We start from the raw sequence: 17,914 nt of genomic DNA, 5'->3' as shown, positions 1-17,914 counted from the left end.
TAGAATGTCATATAAAGTGTTATTGGTAGATGACGAAAGGATTATTGTCGAAGGTATTTCCAATGTGATCGATTGGGCAGCATTGGATACGGAACTTGTAGCAACGGCGAGAAACGGGATCGATGCGTATGAGAAAATTGTTGAACTAAAACCTGATATTGTTATCAGTGATATCAAAATGCCTGGTATGGACGGACTTAGTCTTGTTTCAAAGGCGCATAAGAAATATCCTTCTATAAAATTTATCCTACTGTCCGGATACAGTGAGTTTGAATACGCGAGAATCGCCATGCACTATGATGTTAAAAATTATTTGTTAAAGCCATGCAATGAGGATAAAATTACAGCTGCACTTAACGATACCGTTAATGAACTAAACGAAAAAAAGGTTCAGGAAACCTTTATTAGCGAGCTCCGGGAAAAATATCAAAACGCTCAGCCCTATATCAAAGCACATCTGTTAACTGAATTCTTAACTAGTAAAAGATACTTAGACAATGATTTATCATTCTATCAGCAGCTTTTTGATTTTGAAATAAATAATCAGCAGGTAAGAATCGTTCTTTTTATGATGGAAGGTTATTCTTCTTATGAGCATTTGTTTGCCATCAAAAATATTGGAGCTGAGATCCTTGACTCTGTCTTGGTAACTACCAATATTGGTGAATATGCACTGTTTCTTATCGAGGATGATCATGACTCGGAAAAATTACATCAAAAAATTAAACAAATAAGAGAGATCATTTATCAATATTTCAAAAGAGATACCACTGTTGCCATAAGTGAAGGGGACTATTTCCGAAACGCCAGGAACTTGTACCGTGAGGCAATGGAGTGTTTGGAACATCGTTTTTATTTGGGGGAAGGAAGCATTATAACGAGAAAAGATATTTTACCGGCAAATACAGCCGTCCCCAATGATTTTATTATCGATGAGCAGCAACTTGTTCTAAAAATCAAATCCGGGCATATCCAGGATGTATGCAAAGGAATTACCAGTATTTTTGAAAAAATGACGGATTTACGCCTGGGGATTGACTTGACAAAATCCCATTGTATACAGCTCTATATTGCAATTGTACAGACGGTAGATACAGATCGCATGCAAGGTTACCTCATGGGAACATCTGCACTGTTAGAGATGGAAACTGTCCAGCAGATGAAAGATTATATCGAAGCAACAGCCAGAAAAATGACCAATGAGTACTATAATCGTTTCAAGTCAAAACAGTCTTCCGTAATTAGCAGAGTAATAGAAATCTTAGTCGAGAATCTAGGTAATCCTGATTTATCACTAAAAATGGTAGCTAATGACATTCTATATATGAATCCAGATTATCTGGGAAAACTGTTCAAACAGGAAACGGGCCAGAGATTCTCAACCTGCCTTACTAAATTAAGAATTGAAAAGGCAGTGGAGTACATTTCAAAAATGGACGATGTGAAGGTGGGAACGTTGGCCAAAATAATCGGTTTTGGTGACAACCCCCAATACTTTAGTCAGGTTTTCAAAAAATATACTGGTTATACACCATCTGAATACCGGAAAGTTACATGAATCCACCGCTTGTTTTGCCAGCTAAGAGCTAAAAAACGAAAATATAAGCTCACTCGCAAAAGGGAGGTTAAAGCTTGAAAAAGTTTGGCTTGGTATTATTAGCTTTTATAATGCTCCTTTCAGTCGCTGCTTGCGATTTAGACAATAAAGGAAATAATGAAGAAGAAAGTGAAAAAGTGACCCTGCGCGTAGCCTGGTGGGGTGACCAATCCAGACATGAATATACCTTGAAAGTTATTCAAATGTATGAGAATGCAAATCCAAATGTAAAAATTGTAGAGGAATATGCAAATTGGGAGGATTATTGGAAGAGGCTTGCTCCAATGGCTGCCGCTAGCCAATTGCCAGATGTGATTCAAATGGATAGAGCCTACCTGTTTCAATATGGTGAAAAAGGTCGACTGGATGATTTAACTCCGTATATAAAAAATGGGACGATTGATATTCGCTCCATTGATGAAAACGCCATTTCCGGTGGAAGGATTGCAGGTAAATTATACGGCTTCACACTTGGATCAAACGTCCTTTCTGTTATTACAAATGATAATCTGTTAAAAGAAGCCGGTATTAAAATTGAAGATGAAAACTGGACTTGGGATGACTTCGAAAAAATAGCAATCGAGGTCCAAAATGCTGTAGACGTGTATGGTACAAATGGAATGTACCCTGCCGATGTATTTTTCCCTTACTATTTAAGCACACAAGGCTCTCGTCTTTATAATGAAAACGGTACAGGCCTTGGCTATTCAGACGATCAATTATTTGTTGATTACTTTAAAAGGCAGCTTAGGTTAGTTGATGCAAAGGCATTCCCGACTCCAGACGTTCAAGCACATATAGCAGGAATTCATGATGAATTTATCGTAACAGGAAATGCAGCAATGAGTTGGAACTGGTCCAATCAATATTCAGGATTTGCCGAATCGGCTAAAGCACCCTTATCCATCAAACTGCCTCCTGAGTACGCGAACGAAACTTCTTTATTTTTAAGACCGAGTATGTTTTTTTCAATCCCTAAGAGTTCAAAACAAAAAGAACAAGCGGCCAAGTTCATTAATTTCTTTGTAAATAATATGGAAGCAAATAAGTTGATCAAAGGTGATCGAGGTGTCCCGGTATCTTCAAAGGTTATCAAAGGAATCAAGCCAGAATTATCCGAGGTTGAAACCAAAATCTTTGATTATGTTGAAAAAGTGTCTCAAAATGTACGCACCACGGATCCGATTGATCCACTGGGCCATTCGGAAATAATGAAAGCGCTTGATAATATATCCGAACAGATTTTATTTAAGAAAATTACTTCGGAAGATGGAGCGAGGTCCTTTAGAAAACAAGCTGAAAGGATCTTAGGAAAAAATAAGTAATCAAAACACCTTCAAGAGAATTCATCCGTATCGTCAGATATGGAGATAACCTTGGAGGTGTTTTTGCGTTGGCAACCAGCGTGAGTTATCCCGTAGATATAACAATGTATTGAAACAAGTATGTTTTTTAAACGTAATCCACTGTTTTTTTTATAGTTTCAAGAAAGCACTTTCAATACAATAACAGTATGAGTGTAAGCGGTGACAAATCAAGATAAAGAGATCATTATTTGGAGGGATTGTTGTGTTGCAGGTAAAAGCTTTCGAAAAGAAAGAGGTCATTGATCGTATTCATTTATTAATGAATAATCTCACAGAAATCAAAGACCAAAGCGGTGAATTTTTACTCAATTTTGACGGGTTAATTGTGGATGATAAAAGCTGGAATGTTTGGAACTGGCCTCAGGGTGTAGGGTTATATGGAATATACAAATATTGTAAATTAAATAATGACCAAAAAGCTTTGGAAATTATCAATGAATGGTTCAATGCAAGGATCCAAGAAGGTGCACCGCCGAAAAACGTCAATACGATGGCGCCGCTATTAACATTGGCATTTTTATATGAGGATACCGGAAACCAGACATACCTGCCCTATTTGGAGGATTGGGCTGAATGGGTAATGCATGATATGCCTCGTACAAAAGAAGACGGGTTACAGCATATGACCTATGGACCGGAGAATAAAAATCAGCTTTGGGACGATACCTTGATGATGACCGTGCTGCCTTTGGCGAAAATCGGTAAGCTGCTAAACAAACCTGAATACCTGGAAGAAGCCAAAAAGCAGTTTCTAATCCATATCAAATATTTAACGGACAAAAAGACAGGCTTATGGTTCCACGGCTGGACATTCGAAGAAAACCATAATTATGCCGAAGCGCTTTGGGCAAGAGGAAATTGCTGGATTACCATTGCGATTCCCGAGATTATTGAAATATTGGAATTGGAAAAGGGGGATTTTCTCCGTGAATTCCTAATTGATACATTGAACAGGCAAATTGAAGCTCTTGCCAACTATCAGGATGTAAGCGGATTATGGCATACACTAATTAATGACCAGACCTCTTATTTGGAAGCCTCAGCTTCAGCTGGGTTTGCATATGGAATTTTAAAATCCGTTCATAAGCGGTATATCAGCCAGGACTATAAAGAAGTAGCCCACAAGGCTATTTGCGGAATTATCAATGAAATTAATAAAGAAGGAGCATTGCAAAGGGTATCCGTAGGAACAGGTATGGGAGATACTTTAGAATTTTACAAGGAAATCAGACAGACTACCATGCCTTATGGACAATCGCTTGCTGTGCTTTGCCTATCCGAATATCTTCATACTTATATCTAATACAACCCCAAAATGGAGGAGAATAAAGTGGTTAGACAACCCAAATTTATTAATTATTTGTCCTATGGGTTAGGTGATTTCTTAGGGGCAGGCGCGTTTGCATTGACAGCAGCATGGTTACTTTTCTTTTTAACAACTTTTTGTGGCCTAACTGCCATTCAAGCAGGTTCTATTTTCGCTATTGCTCGGATTGTTGATGCGATTGCAGCGCCAACTATGGGATATATTACAGATAATTTTCATAAAACAAAACTTGGCCGACGCTTTGGAAGACGAAAATTCTTTATATTAGCCGCCATTCCACTTGTACTTGTCTATGCAGCAATTTGGGTTTCCGGTTTTTCTTACTGGTATTACTTATTAACCTATATCTTGTTTGAAATTGTGTACTCAATGATTTTAATTCCTTATGATACACTTGCCGCTGAAATGAGTAACGATTATAAAGTACGTTCGAAGTTTACAGGTGCAAGAATGTTTGTTGCTCAGGCTTCAGCTGTATTCGCTGCATTTATTCCTGGCCGTCTTGTGGAAGCATTGGGTAAGGATGATCCTCTTACATTCCTGTACTCAGGTATTATTTTCACTGTCATATTTATAGTGGTATTGTCACTGCTTTACAGAAATACATGGGAACGTCCTCTCGAAGAAATACCTGAAGGGGAAGTGATTGGTAATAGAACTTTTTTACAAAATGTTCATAAGATCTATGCGGATTTATTCTCGACTTTACGAGTAAAAACATTCCGCCACCATCTGGGTATGTATTTGGGTGGATATTTAAGTCAGGATGTATTCAACGCCGTATTTACTTATTTTGTTGTTTTTGCTCTCCTGCAAAATGCCGTTGCCGCATCCAACTTATTAACCTTTATGTATGTCATGCAGCTTTTTGGTGTATGGATTGCTCTTACCTTAACGATTAAATTGAATCCTGCCCCGGCGTATAGAACTGCAATTACTCTCTTTATCGCAGGAGTTATTGGATTTATCGTATTAAAGGTCACTGGAACGCTAAATAACACCGTTTTATTGTTTGCTATGATTGGAATTTGCGGGTTGGGACGCGGTGGTTTGAACTACATCCCCTGGAACAACTACGCATTTATTCCAGATGTAGATGAAGCTTTAACTGGTCAAAGACGTGAAGGTGTGTTCGCCGGTGTAATGAGTTTGATCAGAAAAGGGACACAGGCGTTAGCAGTCTTTTTAGTAGGTGTTGCACTGCAAGAAGCAGGCTTTGTATCCGGACAATCATCACAACCGGCTTCAGCTGTAACAACTATTATTTCTATCTTGCTGTTTGGTACGCTCTTCTTTTTGGTGGGAGGTTTGATTGTCTCCTATCGTTACAAATTAACTAAAGAAAATCATGTTGTTTTGATGGATGAAATTAAACGCTTGAAAAATGGCGGCTCTAAAAAAGAGGTTACACCGGAAGCCCGAAAAGTTTTTGAACAATTAACAGGCTGGGAATATGAAAAAACATGGGGAAATAACACTGTGGGGTATGAAAATCTTATAAAATATAAAGATAATCATGAAACCAAACATGAAGTAATAGTATAAGTGTGAACATGGGTGAATTGAAATGATCAAGTCAATAAAGCCGTATCACATGGATTTCATGTGATGCGGCTTTATATAAATGGAGGACGGTTATGAATGCAAATTTAGGAATCCGGGCACATGATATTGAAAACGTTCCTTTACAAGAAGCGGTGAATATCATATCAAGTAAAGGACTTACATCCGTTCAGTTAGCCGTAAGTAAATCGCTAAATGATGTAAATACAAAATTAGGAAGTTTTAGTCCTGGCATTGCTCACTATATAAGTAGTATTTTTCGAAAAAAAGATGTACAAATAGCGGTTTTAGGTTGCTACATCAACATGATCCACCCTGACCCAAGTCAAAGAAGAAAAGAATTGGATCGATTCAAGGAGCATATCCGGTTTGCCCGTGATTTTGGCTGCAGCATTGTTGGCACCGAGTCTGGGAATGTAAACCCAGAGATTGTCTATACCGAAGAAAATTTTTCTGAAAAGCCTTTTTTGGATGTAGTGGAAAATGTCAGAGAGCTTGTAGCGGAAGCAGAAAAGTTCGGTGTAATCGTGGGAATTGAGGGAGGAATTAATCATCCTATTCATACACCGGAGCGGATGAGAAGATTGCTGGATAGTGTTCCGTCTAATAATCTTCAAGTCATCTTTGACCCGGCTAACTTTATTTCCCTGAATAATTATCAAAACCAGGAATCTGTTTTCCAAGAAGCATTTGATCTTTTTGGAGACAGAATTGTGATTATGCATGCAAAGGATTTAATTATTGAGGATAATGGGATAAAGTTCGTGCCTGTTGGAAAAGGGATATTAAACTATAATTTTCTACTGAAATTATTAAAAGATAAGAAACCTTATATAAATATTCTATTAGAAGAAACAAAGGAACAGGATATCGACAAGAGCGTTGCTTATATAAATGGGTTATATGCTTCTTTCCATGTTGACTGAACGTCTCTGCAAGTAGCACTAGCAACCCATTGTTCGCGAGTGTAACTTTGATCGTTGTTTCATCGCAGTTCGCATTTTACAATAACATGAGTTGAGTTCCTAATCATTGAACTGGACTAAGTGAAAACCAATATGATGTCAAAAAGGAGGGGGAACGATGTATCGTATCATTGATTTCGTACTCAATCTGCTCCATGCAAAGCCTGCGGAATAAACAAGGCGAAGCATGGTATGGAGCGAATATATTTCGCCTGTAAGGATTAGTTATTGGCAGACGCAGGCTTTGCCCTTAAAATGTAAAATTTATTTTAAGGAGCGAGCCCTACATGAATTATTTGAAGGCAACTGATCTACTTCCTGATGATTTGCTTAAGGAAGTTCAGCGGTATATACAAGGAGAACTCATTTATATCCCAAGTCGTCCAAGTGAGCGTCGGAGATGGGGAGAAAGCTCAGGCGCAGCCCTTTATTATCTCATTCGGAACGAAGAGATACGTGCAAGATTCAGCGAGAGGGTGCCCATTGACGAACTCTCAGAACAATACGGACTGTCTGTAGACCGCATTAAGAAAATCGTATATTCAAAAAATAAAAAATGTGCCCGCAGAGATGATCTGTGGGTTTTTGTTGTCCTCTTATAAGTATAACGTTACAAACATTTGATAAAAGAACTTGGCATATATCTAAACTTCCAGAATCTTTACAATAAGGTCATTGCAGAAGAGCAGGAGGTAAATAATGAAGTATACTCAGAAAAAATTCGAAACGCATGACTTTTTAAGGATTAGAGATTTTTTGAAACACTCCCTCAAAAGTAGCCCCAACCTCAAAAATTGGTTTATAGATCGATGGAATTTTTGTAGATATTGGGGACAAATCATGCACAATACATTTGAAATGTGGCCTGAGACTGTTGGGATTTGGGAGGATGAGCATAAAGAAATTGTTGCTGTTGTTCACCCGGAAGGAGAAGGTAACATAGGTGAAGCCTATTTCCAGCTTGCAGATCGAGATTTTTCAAATGAATTTCTAAATGAATTAATAGATTATGCTGAAATGAAATTAGCTTTACACAATGAGGGAGTAACCACTTTAGATTTAATCGTAAACGAGGAGGGAGAACAACTTAAGGAGCTTTTGAAAAAAAGAAGTTATATCTTGCAGGATGGGAAAGAAACGACGTCCTATATGAATGTACCCCATGATGTAAAGGTAGAATTACCAAAAGGGTTTAGAATTTCGGATGCGAATGAAGTGGGGGATTTTGAAAAAGGGTTTGCTCATGGAAGAGCATTTGGGTATTACAAGGGCGATTATCTAGATCATAATGTCGCTGAACGATGTTATATATCATTGAGAAATGCCCCTGATTATATACCGGAATTGGATGTAGTCATCCTGGATCAAAACAATGAAGTTGCTTCTTTCACTACTCTCTGGTACGACGAGCTAAATAAAATAGGAATACTGGAGCCGGTAGGTACGATACCTAAGTATAGTAAAATGGGGCTTGGAAAAGCCGTTATTTATGAAGCCATAAAAGAGTCAAGGACAAAGGTGCAGAAAGAATTTTTGTGGGTTCCGGTCAGTCCTTTTATCTTTCGATGGGGTTTTCATTAGCATATTCAAAAGAAGTATGGCAAAAAAGAACATCATTGTTTAACGCTGACTGACATAATCGGCAAGGATTTTCAGGTACTCGTCATTCACCAATTTTCTTGGGGCGAATACGGCTGTTAAAAAAGTTAGAGATTTTGAACGCGCGATTTTTTCATCCATCATGGAATGGTCGGCTTCAGGTAAATGAATCACGGACAGCAGCTCTGAAGGTATTTTTTGGCGATATACTCGCTCGGTATCCTTTACATCAACATTAATATCTTTACCAGCCAGAACCAAGAGTATAGGAGAATGGAAGTGACTTAATTCTTCGGTGGAATCAGACAGAAAATTTTTGCCTATAAAGCTCCATCTTTCTTTGGAAATCATATCGTCAGGATCGGCTATGCTTAGATATTCTTCATAAGAAGCATGTTTTTTCAGTAACTGTAGAATTTCTTGATCGTAGTTCAATGTCTTTTGAATTTCTTGCGGAGTAGCTCCTTCTTGTTCCATTTCTTTTCTGGTATTAAATTGTCCTTGGGAAATCCAGTTCACGGCAGGCGATACAAGGATGCTGAAAGCAATATTGTGCTCCTCTTTAACGATCTTCGGAATGACCCATCCTGCTTGACTGGCTCCCCATAGGCCGATTTTTTGCTTATCAACTACAGGTAAGCTTCTTGCCCAGTCTATTGCATATCGGATCTCCTGTGCGCGGTCCTCCATGCTTTGGTCGAGCCAATTGCCAGGAGCGCTGTTAATACCGGGCTTATTCAGTGACAGGGAGGCATAACCCTTGGAAGCGAACTTTTCCCACAGTGGTTTGTATCCATCATCATATGTGTCATTAATAGGACCATCCCCATGGACAAAAACAACCAATCCAACCTTTCCCGAGTAGTTCTTAGGCAAAGCTAATGTACCTGTTAACAGCCCTTTAGGTGTCTTAATTTGTATTTTTTCTTCTGTCATCTTGTAGGAATTTTGATATAGAACAATTAGTATCAAGGCAACAGCCAGAGCTGCCGCAATACCAAAAGTAAGCTTGAATGTTTTTTTCAACGATGTTCTCTCCTCGAATGCAGATTCTCTTTCCAACTCATCAGATACCATACAGGCTCCTTGAACCAAAAATGCCGTAACCCATTATACTTGGATTGTTCTACTTCAAACGCCAGTTTGTGATACAAACGGATAGCCCCTTGGTTCTTATGCGCTACATGGAGCGTCAATGCATGAAAACCAGATTCAACCGTAAATTGCTGTGCGAAAGCTAGAAGACGGCGTCCTATTCCCTGGTTACGATGACTTGAACGAATCGCCAAATGATCAATGTAACACTCATTTGCAGCGGGGGTATACTCCAGCGCGTGCATACCTGTCAAAAATTTAAATACATTGAAGCAACCAAACTGTTTTAGGAGCGGAGCTAAAGAAATGGGGTTTGTTTTAGGAAGTGAAGAGGAGGGGGCCTTCCATTTGAGGGAAAGAACACCGACAACATCTTCGTTCTCTTTGGCTACAAATTGTTTCATAGATGTAGAATAAGGATTCTGAACCCAAACTTTCATTAACAACTGCTGTATAGCTTGATCCTCCAGTGTAACAAGAGATTGGAATTTTGCTTTAAACGATTCAACTAAAAGACTGCAAACAGCTTCATGGTCTTGTTTCTGGTATGCAACAATGTCAAAGGATTTTGCACTCATGTAACGCCCTCCAAGATTTATTCTACTTTAACTTGAATTTCATATTGCAGCTTGTTGTTGTCGAACATCGAAAGATAAGATTTTTCTACTAGAACAATCTTGCTTTGGCAGTTATATCGATGATGAGCTACATATCGTTCCATTTGTTTGATTTCATAATCAATCTCAGGTTCTTCAATGACGGAAAGATGCTTATAAAGATAGTTGCCTTCTTCCAGAATATAGTCAGCCACATCCGCCGTTTCATAACATAGCTTCACCTGTCCGGCATCAGACAAGTAATGCAGGTCATTTTCAAATAATCGAGGTGGGGCAGGGCGGTGTTTAAATAGGTTTCCGGCAGTGAGCTCTTGACCATTCTCCAATGCAAACCATAGCTTTAAATGACGGGGACCTAATCGTTTGACCTGATACTCATCGCCCTGCTGGGTCCGATTATTATGTTCTTCTAACATTTTGTGAATAAACTGTTCATGCATCTTCAAGTTAGCTATTTCAGCTTGTACCTTCTGCAACGATTGCTCTAAAAGCTGGTTATAATCATCGGCAGCATAGGAAGTCATACATTCTTGAATCTGACCGACAGGGACATTTAATTTACGTAGTAATAAAATATGCGAAAGCTGATAAATCTCATGAAGCCCGTACATCCGATATTGATTTTCTTCAGTATGTGATGGATATAGGATTCCCTTTTCTTCAAAATATCGCAGTTGATGTACAGATACATTCATGAGCTGAGCAAGCTGGCTGATCGTAATGTGTTCTTTCAATGACAGGACTCCTTACTGGTAGTTGAATAACTCCACTATAAACCTTAGGTCAGACCTAGGGTCAATAGAAAATAACAAATCAAATTTTGGATAGGCGTATGTGTCGAGCATTTGATGCCCACACCAAGGGGGAGACTGGAGAGTTTACCTGTCGGTGATAACCCGTTATAATCATAAGATTAGTGAGCATAAACAAGATGCTCTGGATGAAGGTTAGAATGGGGAAATCATGTTGAAAACTTTTAAAAAGGTATACATTGAGATAACGAGCATTTGCAATCTCGCATGCAGTTTTTGTCCTCAAACACAGCGTGTCAAAAAATTTATTGATCCGGAAGTCTTTCGAAATGTGCTTGATCAGGTCAAACCACATACGGATTACATCTATTTGCATGTAAAAGGAGAGCCGTTGCTCCATCCGAAAATTGATCTTTTGCTGGAAAGTGCTCATGAGAAAGGCTTGAAGGTCAATATAACCACCAATGGTACCTTGCTGCCGAAGACCGGACATAAGCTGCTTGGGCAACCAGCGCTGCGTCAGATGAACTTCTCTCTCCACAGTTTTGACGGGCATGAAGGCTCCGTGGATCGAGAAGGATATTTGGGTAATATTTTCACGTTTGTAAGAGAAGCGGTGAAACACAATGTCATTATTTCGTTCCGTCTCTGGAACTTGACTGAAGATAATTTGACTAATGTGCAGCGTCAGCGCAACCGGGAAACACTTGAACAACTGGAGCAAGAGTTTGGACTGGACTATCGGATTGAGGAAAAAGTGATACCGGGCAGTGGGGTCAAAATCGCACCAAACGTTTATTTGAATCAGGATCATGAATTTGAATGGCCGAGCCTCAGCGCCCCGGAAGATGACGGAAAAGGCTTTTGCCATGCACTCCGTAGCCAGGCGGCGGTATTGGTGGATGGAACAGTGGTCCCTTGCTGTCTTGATGGAGAAGGTGTCATTAATTTAGGTAACGTGCACGAACAATCTTTTTCCGACATTGTGGAAGGGGAGCGTGCAAACCGTCTGTACTTCGGATTCTCCAAGAGAGAAGCGGTGGAAGAGCTGTGCCGCAAATGCGGTTACCGTAAACGATTTGGAACATAACTGAGATTTGGCAGGTGGAGACTTCGAATCTCTGACCGATCGCTACCCCCGTTTTGGAGTTTAGATCCATAGGAAAAAGCCGCTAAACAACAAGGATTTCTTGGTGTTTAGCGGCTTTTTTGCGTACGTGAAACATGTTCACATTCAACTGTTAGCCAGCGCTTTGGCGTGTTGTTTGCCTGCTGAGAGAAGGCTGTCACTCAGTTCAGGATTATTAACAGAACGTGCAAGCACAAGAGAACCGACCATACTGCTGAACAATGCCCTAGCTTTGGACAGATCCATTCCCGCCAAATTGGAGATAAACGTAATCATTCGTTCCAGCTCCTGCGTGAATATCTGCCGGATTTCTTCGGAAGAACGGGCTATTTCTACGGAAAGGGCAGGAATAATACAGCCCATTTCTGTTCGATCACGGTGATGGGTGCTTAAATAGTAGTCGATGACAACATTAATTTTGGGATCTTGCTTTTCTTGGTCAACGGCCTTCTGAAGAAGTGCAAGGGTATTACTGACGGCATAGCGACAGGCTTCGGCGACTAGCTGTTCTTTATTGTCAAAGTGTGAATAAAACCCGCCGTGAGTTAATCCGGCGCCTTTCATAATAAAAGGCACACTTACATCGTGGATACCGTTGGCGCGAAAAGCCTGGGCAGCACTTTCAACGATCTTACTCCGCACTTTCATCTTATGGCCTTTTGGATAAGGCATTGTAATCACTCCACGGCTTCATAATGCTAACTTCAAAATATTATAACCATCATAATAAAACGTGTCAATTGGTCTTCTTGCCACGACAACTTCAGCATGGCTGATCACGACTATTGACGTATTTTAAATATGATGACTATAATATATTATGATCATCATATTTAAATCAGGCTATTTTAACAGGGGGTATTTGGTTATGAGCAAGCTTGAATCTGTAGATACACTGGTCATTGGATCAGGTCCGGGAGGTTATGTGGCGGCATTGCGTTCTTCTCAGCTTGGAATGAAGACTGCGATTGTCGAACGCAGTCAGCTAGGTGGAGTCTGCACGCATGTGGGCTGCATTCCATCTAAAGCTTTAATTGCCGAAGCACATCGCTATGAGGCACTCAGGCAGTTCAGTCAGACAGATGCAGCAGCGTCATTCGTGAATGCTCAAGCTTTCAAACAGGGGATTGTAACTAAGCAGGCAGGCGGAGTCGGCTATTTAATGAAAACGGCAGGAGTGAGCATTCTGGAAGGGGAGGCAAGCTTGGTTGAAGAGCATACTGCCATCATCAAGCAACATGGAGCGGAACAAACAATTTCCTTTAAGTATGCCATATTGGCAACCGGTTCCCGTCCAATCGAGTTGAATGCATTTCCGTTCGGAGGGCGTATTTTATCTTCTACAGAGGCGCTTTCGCTTTCAGAGGTTCCAACCAGTCTAGTCGTCATAGGCGGTGGATATATCGGCGTTGAGCTTGGACAGATGTATGCCAAATTTGGAACAAAGGTAACGATTCTGGAGGGAGGGGAACGGGTACTGCCGGGATTTGAGACGGACCTTGTGGCCCCTGTTGTTAAGCAGTTGAAAACAGATGGTGTAAGCATCGTAACTGGGGCGACAGCCGAGAAAGCCGCACAGAATGCGGATACCATTACGCTGCATTATTCAAAAGATCAGGAGCAGCATCATGTCACCGCAGAGTTTGTATTAGTTACTGTAGGCAGAAAACCCAATACGGATGGCAGGTTAGGATTGGAGCGCATTGGCTTGCCAGTGACGAGCAGGGGATTGATCGAGACAGACGAGCAGTGTAGAACGGCTATTCCGCATATTTTTGCCATTGGAGATATTACGACGGGTCCAGCGCTTGCCCATAAAGCTTCCTATGAAGCGAAGATCGCGGCAGAAGCGATTGCAGGTCAGGCTGCTAAAGTGGATTATAAAGCCATACCGCTGGTTGTCTTTTCTGAACCGGAGCTGGCTAGTGTGGGCCTAAGTGAAACAGAAGCCAAGGAAAAATTCTTACCGATTGTTATTGGCAGAGCTTCTTTTACGATTAATGGCAGGGCATTGGCATTGAGAGCAGCAGAGGGGTATATCAAAATCGTAGCAAAACAGGACTCGGGAGTCGTGCTGGGTGCGCAAATCGTGGGTGTCGAGGCGTCAACACTCATTTCGGAGCTTGCTCTAGCCATCGAGATGGGCGCAACCGTAGAAGACTTGGCTCTAACCATTCATCCCCATCCCACACTGGGAGAAGTAATTATGGAGGCTGCGGAGAACGCGGTCAGAAAAATGGACAGTACAAAGTAGAGGCTCCGTACAAAATCACTTCATTGCCTGTGAGAATAATTATCAACTATAATGTATTATAGTTGAATGTGAATGCGATCAGGTACGTGGATGGTTTGGATCGGGGGCTGGACAAAAGCAATGAAATTAAATGATCACATCTTGCTCTGGAATCATGTTTTTATACAAGTGATGGATGTTCGTCATAAGAAAATGAGTAAAGGGGAGGAGTTGCGGAGCTATAGTCTTCCGGCTAGTGCTTTCTTGTATACTCTGCGCGGAAGTGCGCGAGTGCGGCTGGACGACAGCATTCATAAGGTGGAGCGTTTTCATGTGCTTGAATATTACATCATTCTGTACAAGGCAACGTTGGCCCTGACCTGTCGCAAGGAGATTGCACAATTGTTGGAAAAGGAAAATCCTTTTCAGAATCAGTATGCTTTCGCACCTCATTACCCGCTGCCCCTGTATGATAAAGTAAAGCTGTTGGAGCAAGAATGGCGTGAAGCTTCCGGACTTGGAAAACTGCATGTCAAAGCCTTATTTCAACAATTAGTATATGAGCTGTTGCAGCAGTTGTATCGGCAGGGCATTGAACCCCTTAAGCCCGACCTTGTATCGCAGGCTGTAGCATATATTCGTGAGTACTCCAGCCGATCTATGACACTTGAGTCCATTGCAGAGGAACTGGAGTGTAGCACCGGGCATCTATCAAGGCTGTTCAAGAATAAAATGCATACCAGTCCGATTCATTATTTGGGTCAGGTACGGATAGATCGAGCAGTTCAGCTTTTAATGCAGACGGACGCCACTTTACAGGAAATTGCGGAGAGTGTGGGGTATCCGGATGCTCATTCATTAAGCCGCAGCTTCAAGAAATACAAGGGACTTTCTCCTGTACGATTCAAAAAAGAACGGCAGCATCATGTCAGGAAGCAAGATCAGGATATGCCCCAAACGTTGCTAACATATGCCCTTCAGCAGACACCTTTCACACGTTATACTGATATTGATTATCAATATCGGTATAACGCGGAGGGAGATTTATTTATGCACGGAAGAGTCAAAATAACCGCCATGATGATTATGCTGTGTTTATCATTGATGCTGGGAGCTTGTTCAGCTCCTGCCAATACAAATGGAAGCTCGCAGACAGAGGCTAATCCTACAACGACATCATCCAATGGCGATGGACAAGTGACAGTGCAAGCAAAGACAAGAACAGTATCGACACTAAAAGGAGATGTAGAAGTACCTGCAAACCCGAAACGAGTTGCATCTGATCAGTATATGGGTCATCTTTTGAAACTGGGAATTATTCCGGTAGGAGTCAGAAGCTGATGCTAAACTAAAAAGTGGACACCGAGAATCGAGAATGCGAGAATAAAATCAAACACATTCGAGGTGCTTCCCTATGAGTAAAAACTACGACAAGGCTTTTAAAGTTCAAACCGTTCAAATGATTCAAGAAGAAGGTAAACCTGTCTCTCAAGTAGCGAGAGAATTGGGCATCTCCGCGAACACGCTGTATCGTTGGGTAGCTGAACACAACCAAGATGGGAAACAGGCTTTCCCTGGCAGTGGGAACCTGAAGCCAGAGGATCAAGCCACAAGAGAACTCCACAAACGCATTCGTGATCTGGAAGAGGAGAACGATATTCTAAAAAAGGCGATGCACTACTTTGCCAAAGACCGACGCTGATCTTTTCTTTTATATATGATCACCGCTTCCAGTGTCGTGTTGCAAAGATGTGTGCGGTGTTTGGTGTTTCACGAAGCGGCTATTACAGATGGGTACAAACTCGAACGATTCATAAAGAACGACAAAAACAACGGGAAAAGCTTTTACAACGTATCCGCCGGATCTTCTTGGATTCACGCCGTTTGTATGGCAGCCGGAAGATTCATAAAGCTTTGGTTCAGCAAGGAGTTGTCGTGTCACAAAAAACAGTAGTGCGAATCATGAAGGAGCTTGGTTTAACGTCCAGAACCGTGAAAAAATACAAAGCAACTACGAACTCCAAACACCAACTGCCTGTTCATGAGAACCTTTTAAACCAACAGTTTGTTGCTGAGGCTCCAAACGAGGTGTGGATGACGGATATTACGTATATTCCCACCGATGAAGGCTGGCTTTATTTGGCGAGCGTGATGGACTTGTACAGCCGCAAAATCGTAGGATTCCACATGGATTCTCGGATGACTAAAGAGTTAGTCATTCAGGCCCTTGACCAAGCATATCGTGTCCAACGACCGGGCAAAGGGGTTCTGCATCATTCGGATCGAGGGAGCCAATACGCATCTCACGAGTATCAAGCTAAGCTGGTTAAGTACCATATGAAAGGCAGCATGAGCCGCAAGGGGAACTGTTATGACAACGCCTGTATCGAATCCTTCCACAGCGTTCTAAAGAAGGAACTGATTTACTTAGACCACTACAAAACCCGTCGTGAGGCAAAGAAGCAGATTTTCGAATATATTACATGCTTTTATAATGGGAAACGAATCCACTCTTCCCTAGGTTATGTATCTCCAAATCAGTATGAACGATTGTACCGAAAACCCGCTTGAAGTTCTCGACTTGGGGTGTCCATTCTATTGACAGTAGTCCAAGCTTTATGCTGAATGAGGCTTGGATTGATAAATCAGGATATCCCAAAGAGAAGTTGGTCGGAATCAAGGATCTCGGCGAATTTCCTATGAATCTGGAGAAACTGACGGTTTTGCAACCGGATTTAATCATAGGTTCGATAGAAAAAAACATCGATAGCTACCAAAAGGTTGGAACTACCGTTTTCCTGCCATATTGGGAGGGCGAATCTACAGCGGGGCCGCTGGATAAATTCCGCAGAATCAGTGAAATCTTTGGCAAGGAGAAAGAAGCCGAGCAGTGGATCACTGAATATGAGAATAAAGTCGCAGAGGCCAGAAAGAAAATTGACGGTATCGTTAAGGTCGGAGAGACGGTTTCGATCGTGCAGGTCGCGAACAAATCAGTATATGTTTTAGCGGCAGAAGGCGGAAATTACGGAAGTCCAACCATTTATCAGATGTTAAAGCTGCCACCTACGAAGAAAGCATTGCACATGAAAGAAGGATTCGAAAGTATTTCGCTTGAGGCTTTGCCTAAGTACACAGGGGATCATATCTTTGTATATGGTTCTGAAGATGAAGGGGCCAATCAAGTTCTGAATAGTGAGCTGTGGAAAGGCCTTCCGGCTGTAAAAAAAGGACAGGTTTATATGTATGGCTCATTCAGCGATAAAGGGGATGAGTTTGTGATGGAAGATCCTTATTCGTTGGAGCTTCAACTGGATACCATAGTTAATCTCTTATTAGCCCACAAAAAATAAAGCTGAATACAGCTGTTACCGATGAAACATTTGATTCATAGAAAAAAAACCGCTAAAAACGAGGGTAAACCTCTGTGTTTAGCGGTTTTTTTATCGTTATTCAACGTAGCTCTCGCCTCATTCGCTTATTGTTGTCGTCACCGCGCCATTAATGACTGCCGCTCGCTGCAACGTCCCCATTTACAAAAAACAGTGACTATTCTCACAAAAAACGACATATTCCGACACCGGAATGCCATATTATAGTAAGTGTTGATAGGCTATAATCGTAGCAGTGAAAAACTGATTGTCACAAAAATTTATTAGAGTCAGGATTG

At 41.1% G+C, this 17,914-nt stretch carries 16 protein-coding genes; 12 read left to right on the top strand and 4 right to left on the bottom strand.

The window, feature by feature from the left end; genetic code table 11:
* Nucleotides 1-4: 4 nt before the first annotated feature.
* From ASL14_RS03025 to ASL14_RS02995, 7 genes are all read left to right on the top strand, one after another.
* Nucleotides 5-1,558 (top strand): response regulator, encoded by a 1,554-nt coding sequence (locus tag ASL14_RS03025; RefSeq protein ID WP_134910403.1) that lies wholly within the window; start codon nucleotides 5-7, stop codon nucleotides 1,556-1,558.
* 74 nt (nucleotides 1,559-1,632) lie between these two features.
* Nucleotides 1,633-2,922: an ABC transporter substrate-binding protein gene (locus ASL14_RS03020; RefSeq protein WP_134910402.1), complete on the top strand. Its 1,290-nt coding sequence runs from the start codon at nucleotides 1,633-1,635 to the stop codon at nucleotides 2,920-2,922.
* Nucleotides 2,923-3,166: 244 nt separating this feature from the next.
* The gene (bglB, locus tag ASL14_RS03015; RefSeq protein ID WP_134910401.1) at nucleotides 3,167-4,267 is read left to right on the top strand and encodes a beta-galactosidase BglB; all 1,101 of its coding nucleotides are present in this window, start codon (nucleotides 3,167-3,169) and stop codon (nucleotides 4,265-4,267) included.
* A 27-nt stretch (nucleotides 4,268-4,294) separates the two neighbouring features.
* Entirely contained in the window at nucleotides 4,295-5,836 is a 1,542-nt protein-coding gene (locus tag ASL14_RS03010) for an MFS transporter (protein WP_134910400.1), read from the top strand.
* A gap of 92 nt (nucleotides 5,837-5,928) precedes the next feature.
* The gene (locus ASL14_RS03005) at nucleotides 5,929-6,780 is read left to right on the top strand and encodes a sugar phosphate isomerase/epimerase family protein (RefSeq protein ID WP_134910399.1); all 852 of its coding nucleotides are present in this window, start codon (nucleotides 5,929-5,931) and stop codon (nucleotides 6,778-6,780) included.
* 326 nt (nucleotides 6,781-7,106) lie between these two features.
* Entirely contained in the window at nucleotides 7,107-7,421 is a 315-nt protein-coding gene (locus tag ASL14_RS03000; RefSeq protein WP_134910398.1) for a CD3324 family protein, read from the top strand.
* Nucleotides 7,422-7,518: 97 nt separating this feature from the next.
* Nucleotides 7,519-8,400 carry a hypothetical protein gene (locus ASL14_RS02995; protein WP_134910397.1) on the top strand — a complete coding sequence of 294 codons (882 nt, stop codon included), beginning with the start codon at nucleotides 7,519-7,521 and terminating at the stop codon, nucleotides 8,398-8,400.
* A 39-nt stretch (nucleotides 8,401-8,439) separates the two neighbouring features.
* Here ASL14_RS02995 and ASL14_RS02990 read toward each other — a convergent pair whose 3' ends face one another.
* From ASL14_RS02990 to ASL14_RS02980, 3 genes are read right to left on the bottom strand one after another with little or no spacing between them, the layout of a single operon-like run.
* A complete protein-coding gene (locus ASL14_RS02990) occupies nucleotides 8,440-9,444 on the bottom strand; it encodes an alpha/beta hydrolase family protein (protein WP_134910396.1) in 1,005 nt (334 codons plus the stop codon).
* Nucleotides 9,441-10,091, bottom strand: coding sequence for a GNAT family N-acetyltransferase (locus tag ASL14_RS02985; protein WP_134910395.1), 651 nt, complete (start codon nucleotides 10,089-10,091; stop codon nucleotides 9,441-9,443). Before ASL14_RS02985 ends, ASL14_RS02990 begins: the two co-directional genes overlap by 4 nt.
* Before the next feature lie 17 nt (nucleotides 10,092-10,108).
* On the bottom strand, nucleotides 10,109-10,864 hold the full coding sequence (locus ASL14_RS02980; protein ID WP_134910394.1) for a helix-turn-helix domain-containing protein: 756 nt from the start codon (nucleotides 10,862-10,864) through the stop codon (nucleotides 10,109-10,111).
* Between the two features lie 229 nt (nucleotides 10,865-11,093).
* Here ASL14_RS02980 and ASL14_RS02975 point away from each other — a divergent pair, with 229 nt between their 5' ends.
* Nucleotides 11,094-11,972, top strand: coding sequence for a radical SAM/SPASM domain-containing protein (locus ASL14_RS02975; RefSeq protein ID WP_134910393.1), 879 nt, complete (start codon nucleotides 11,094-11,096; stop codon nucleotides 11,970-11,972).
* 144 nt (nucleotides 11,973-12,116) lie between these two features.
* Here ASL14_RS02975 and ASL14_RS02970 read toward each other — a convergent pair whose 3' ends face one another.
* A complete protein-coding gene (locus ASL14_RS02970) occupies nucleotides 12,117-12,683 on the bottom strand; it encodes a TetR/AcrR family transcriptional regulator (protein ID WP_134910392.1) in 567 nt (188 codons plus the stop codon).
* 196 nt (nucleotides 12,684-12,879) lie between these two features.
* On the opposite strand from ASL14_RS02970, the gene lpdA reads away from it, so the two are divergent.
* From lpdA to ASL14_RS02950, 4 genes are all read left to right on the top strand, one after another.
* Nucleotides 12,880-14,265 (top strand): dihydrolipoyl dehydrogenase, encoded by a 1,386-nt coding sequence (gene lpdA, locus ASL14_RS02965; protein ID WP_134910391.1) that lies wholly within the window; start codon nucleotides 12,880-12,882, stop codon nucleotides 14,263-14,265.
* Nucleotides 14,266-14,385: 120 nt separating this feature from the next.
* Complete coding sequence (locus ASL14_RS02960; RefSeq protein ID WP_223264175.1) at nucleotides 14,386-15,585, top strand: helix-turn-helix domain-containing protein; 1,200 nt, start codon at nucleotides 14,386-14,388, stop codon at nucleotides 15,583-15,585.
* Between the two features lie 73 nt (nucleotides 15,586-15,658).
* Nucleotides 15,659-16,815 (top strand): IS3 family transposase gene (locus tag ASL14_RS02955; protein WP_248844508.1). Its coding sequence is split into 2 segments (ribosomal slippage): nucleotides 15,659-15,914 and nucleotides 15,914-16,815, totalling 1,158 coding nucleotides; the frame shifts between segments, so codons are not numbered across the junction.
* Nucleotides 16,816-16,862: 47 nt separating this feature from the next.
* Nucleotides 16,863-17,597, top strand: coding sequence for an ABC transporter substrate-binding protein (locus ASL14_RS02950; protein ID WP_223264174.1), 735 nt, complete (start codon nucleotides 16,863-16,865; stop codon nucleotides 17,595-17,597).
* Nucleotides 17,598-17,914: the final 317 nt, after the last annotated feature.

The organism is Paenibacillus sp. IHB B 3084 (assembly GCF_001447315.1).
Lineage (GTDB): Bacteria > Bacillota > Bacilli > Paenibacillales > Paenibacillaceae > Paenibacillus.
This window is presented reverse-complemented; position numbering and strand designations above follow the sequence as displayed.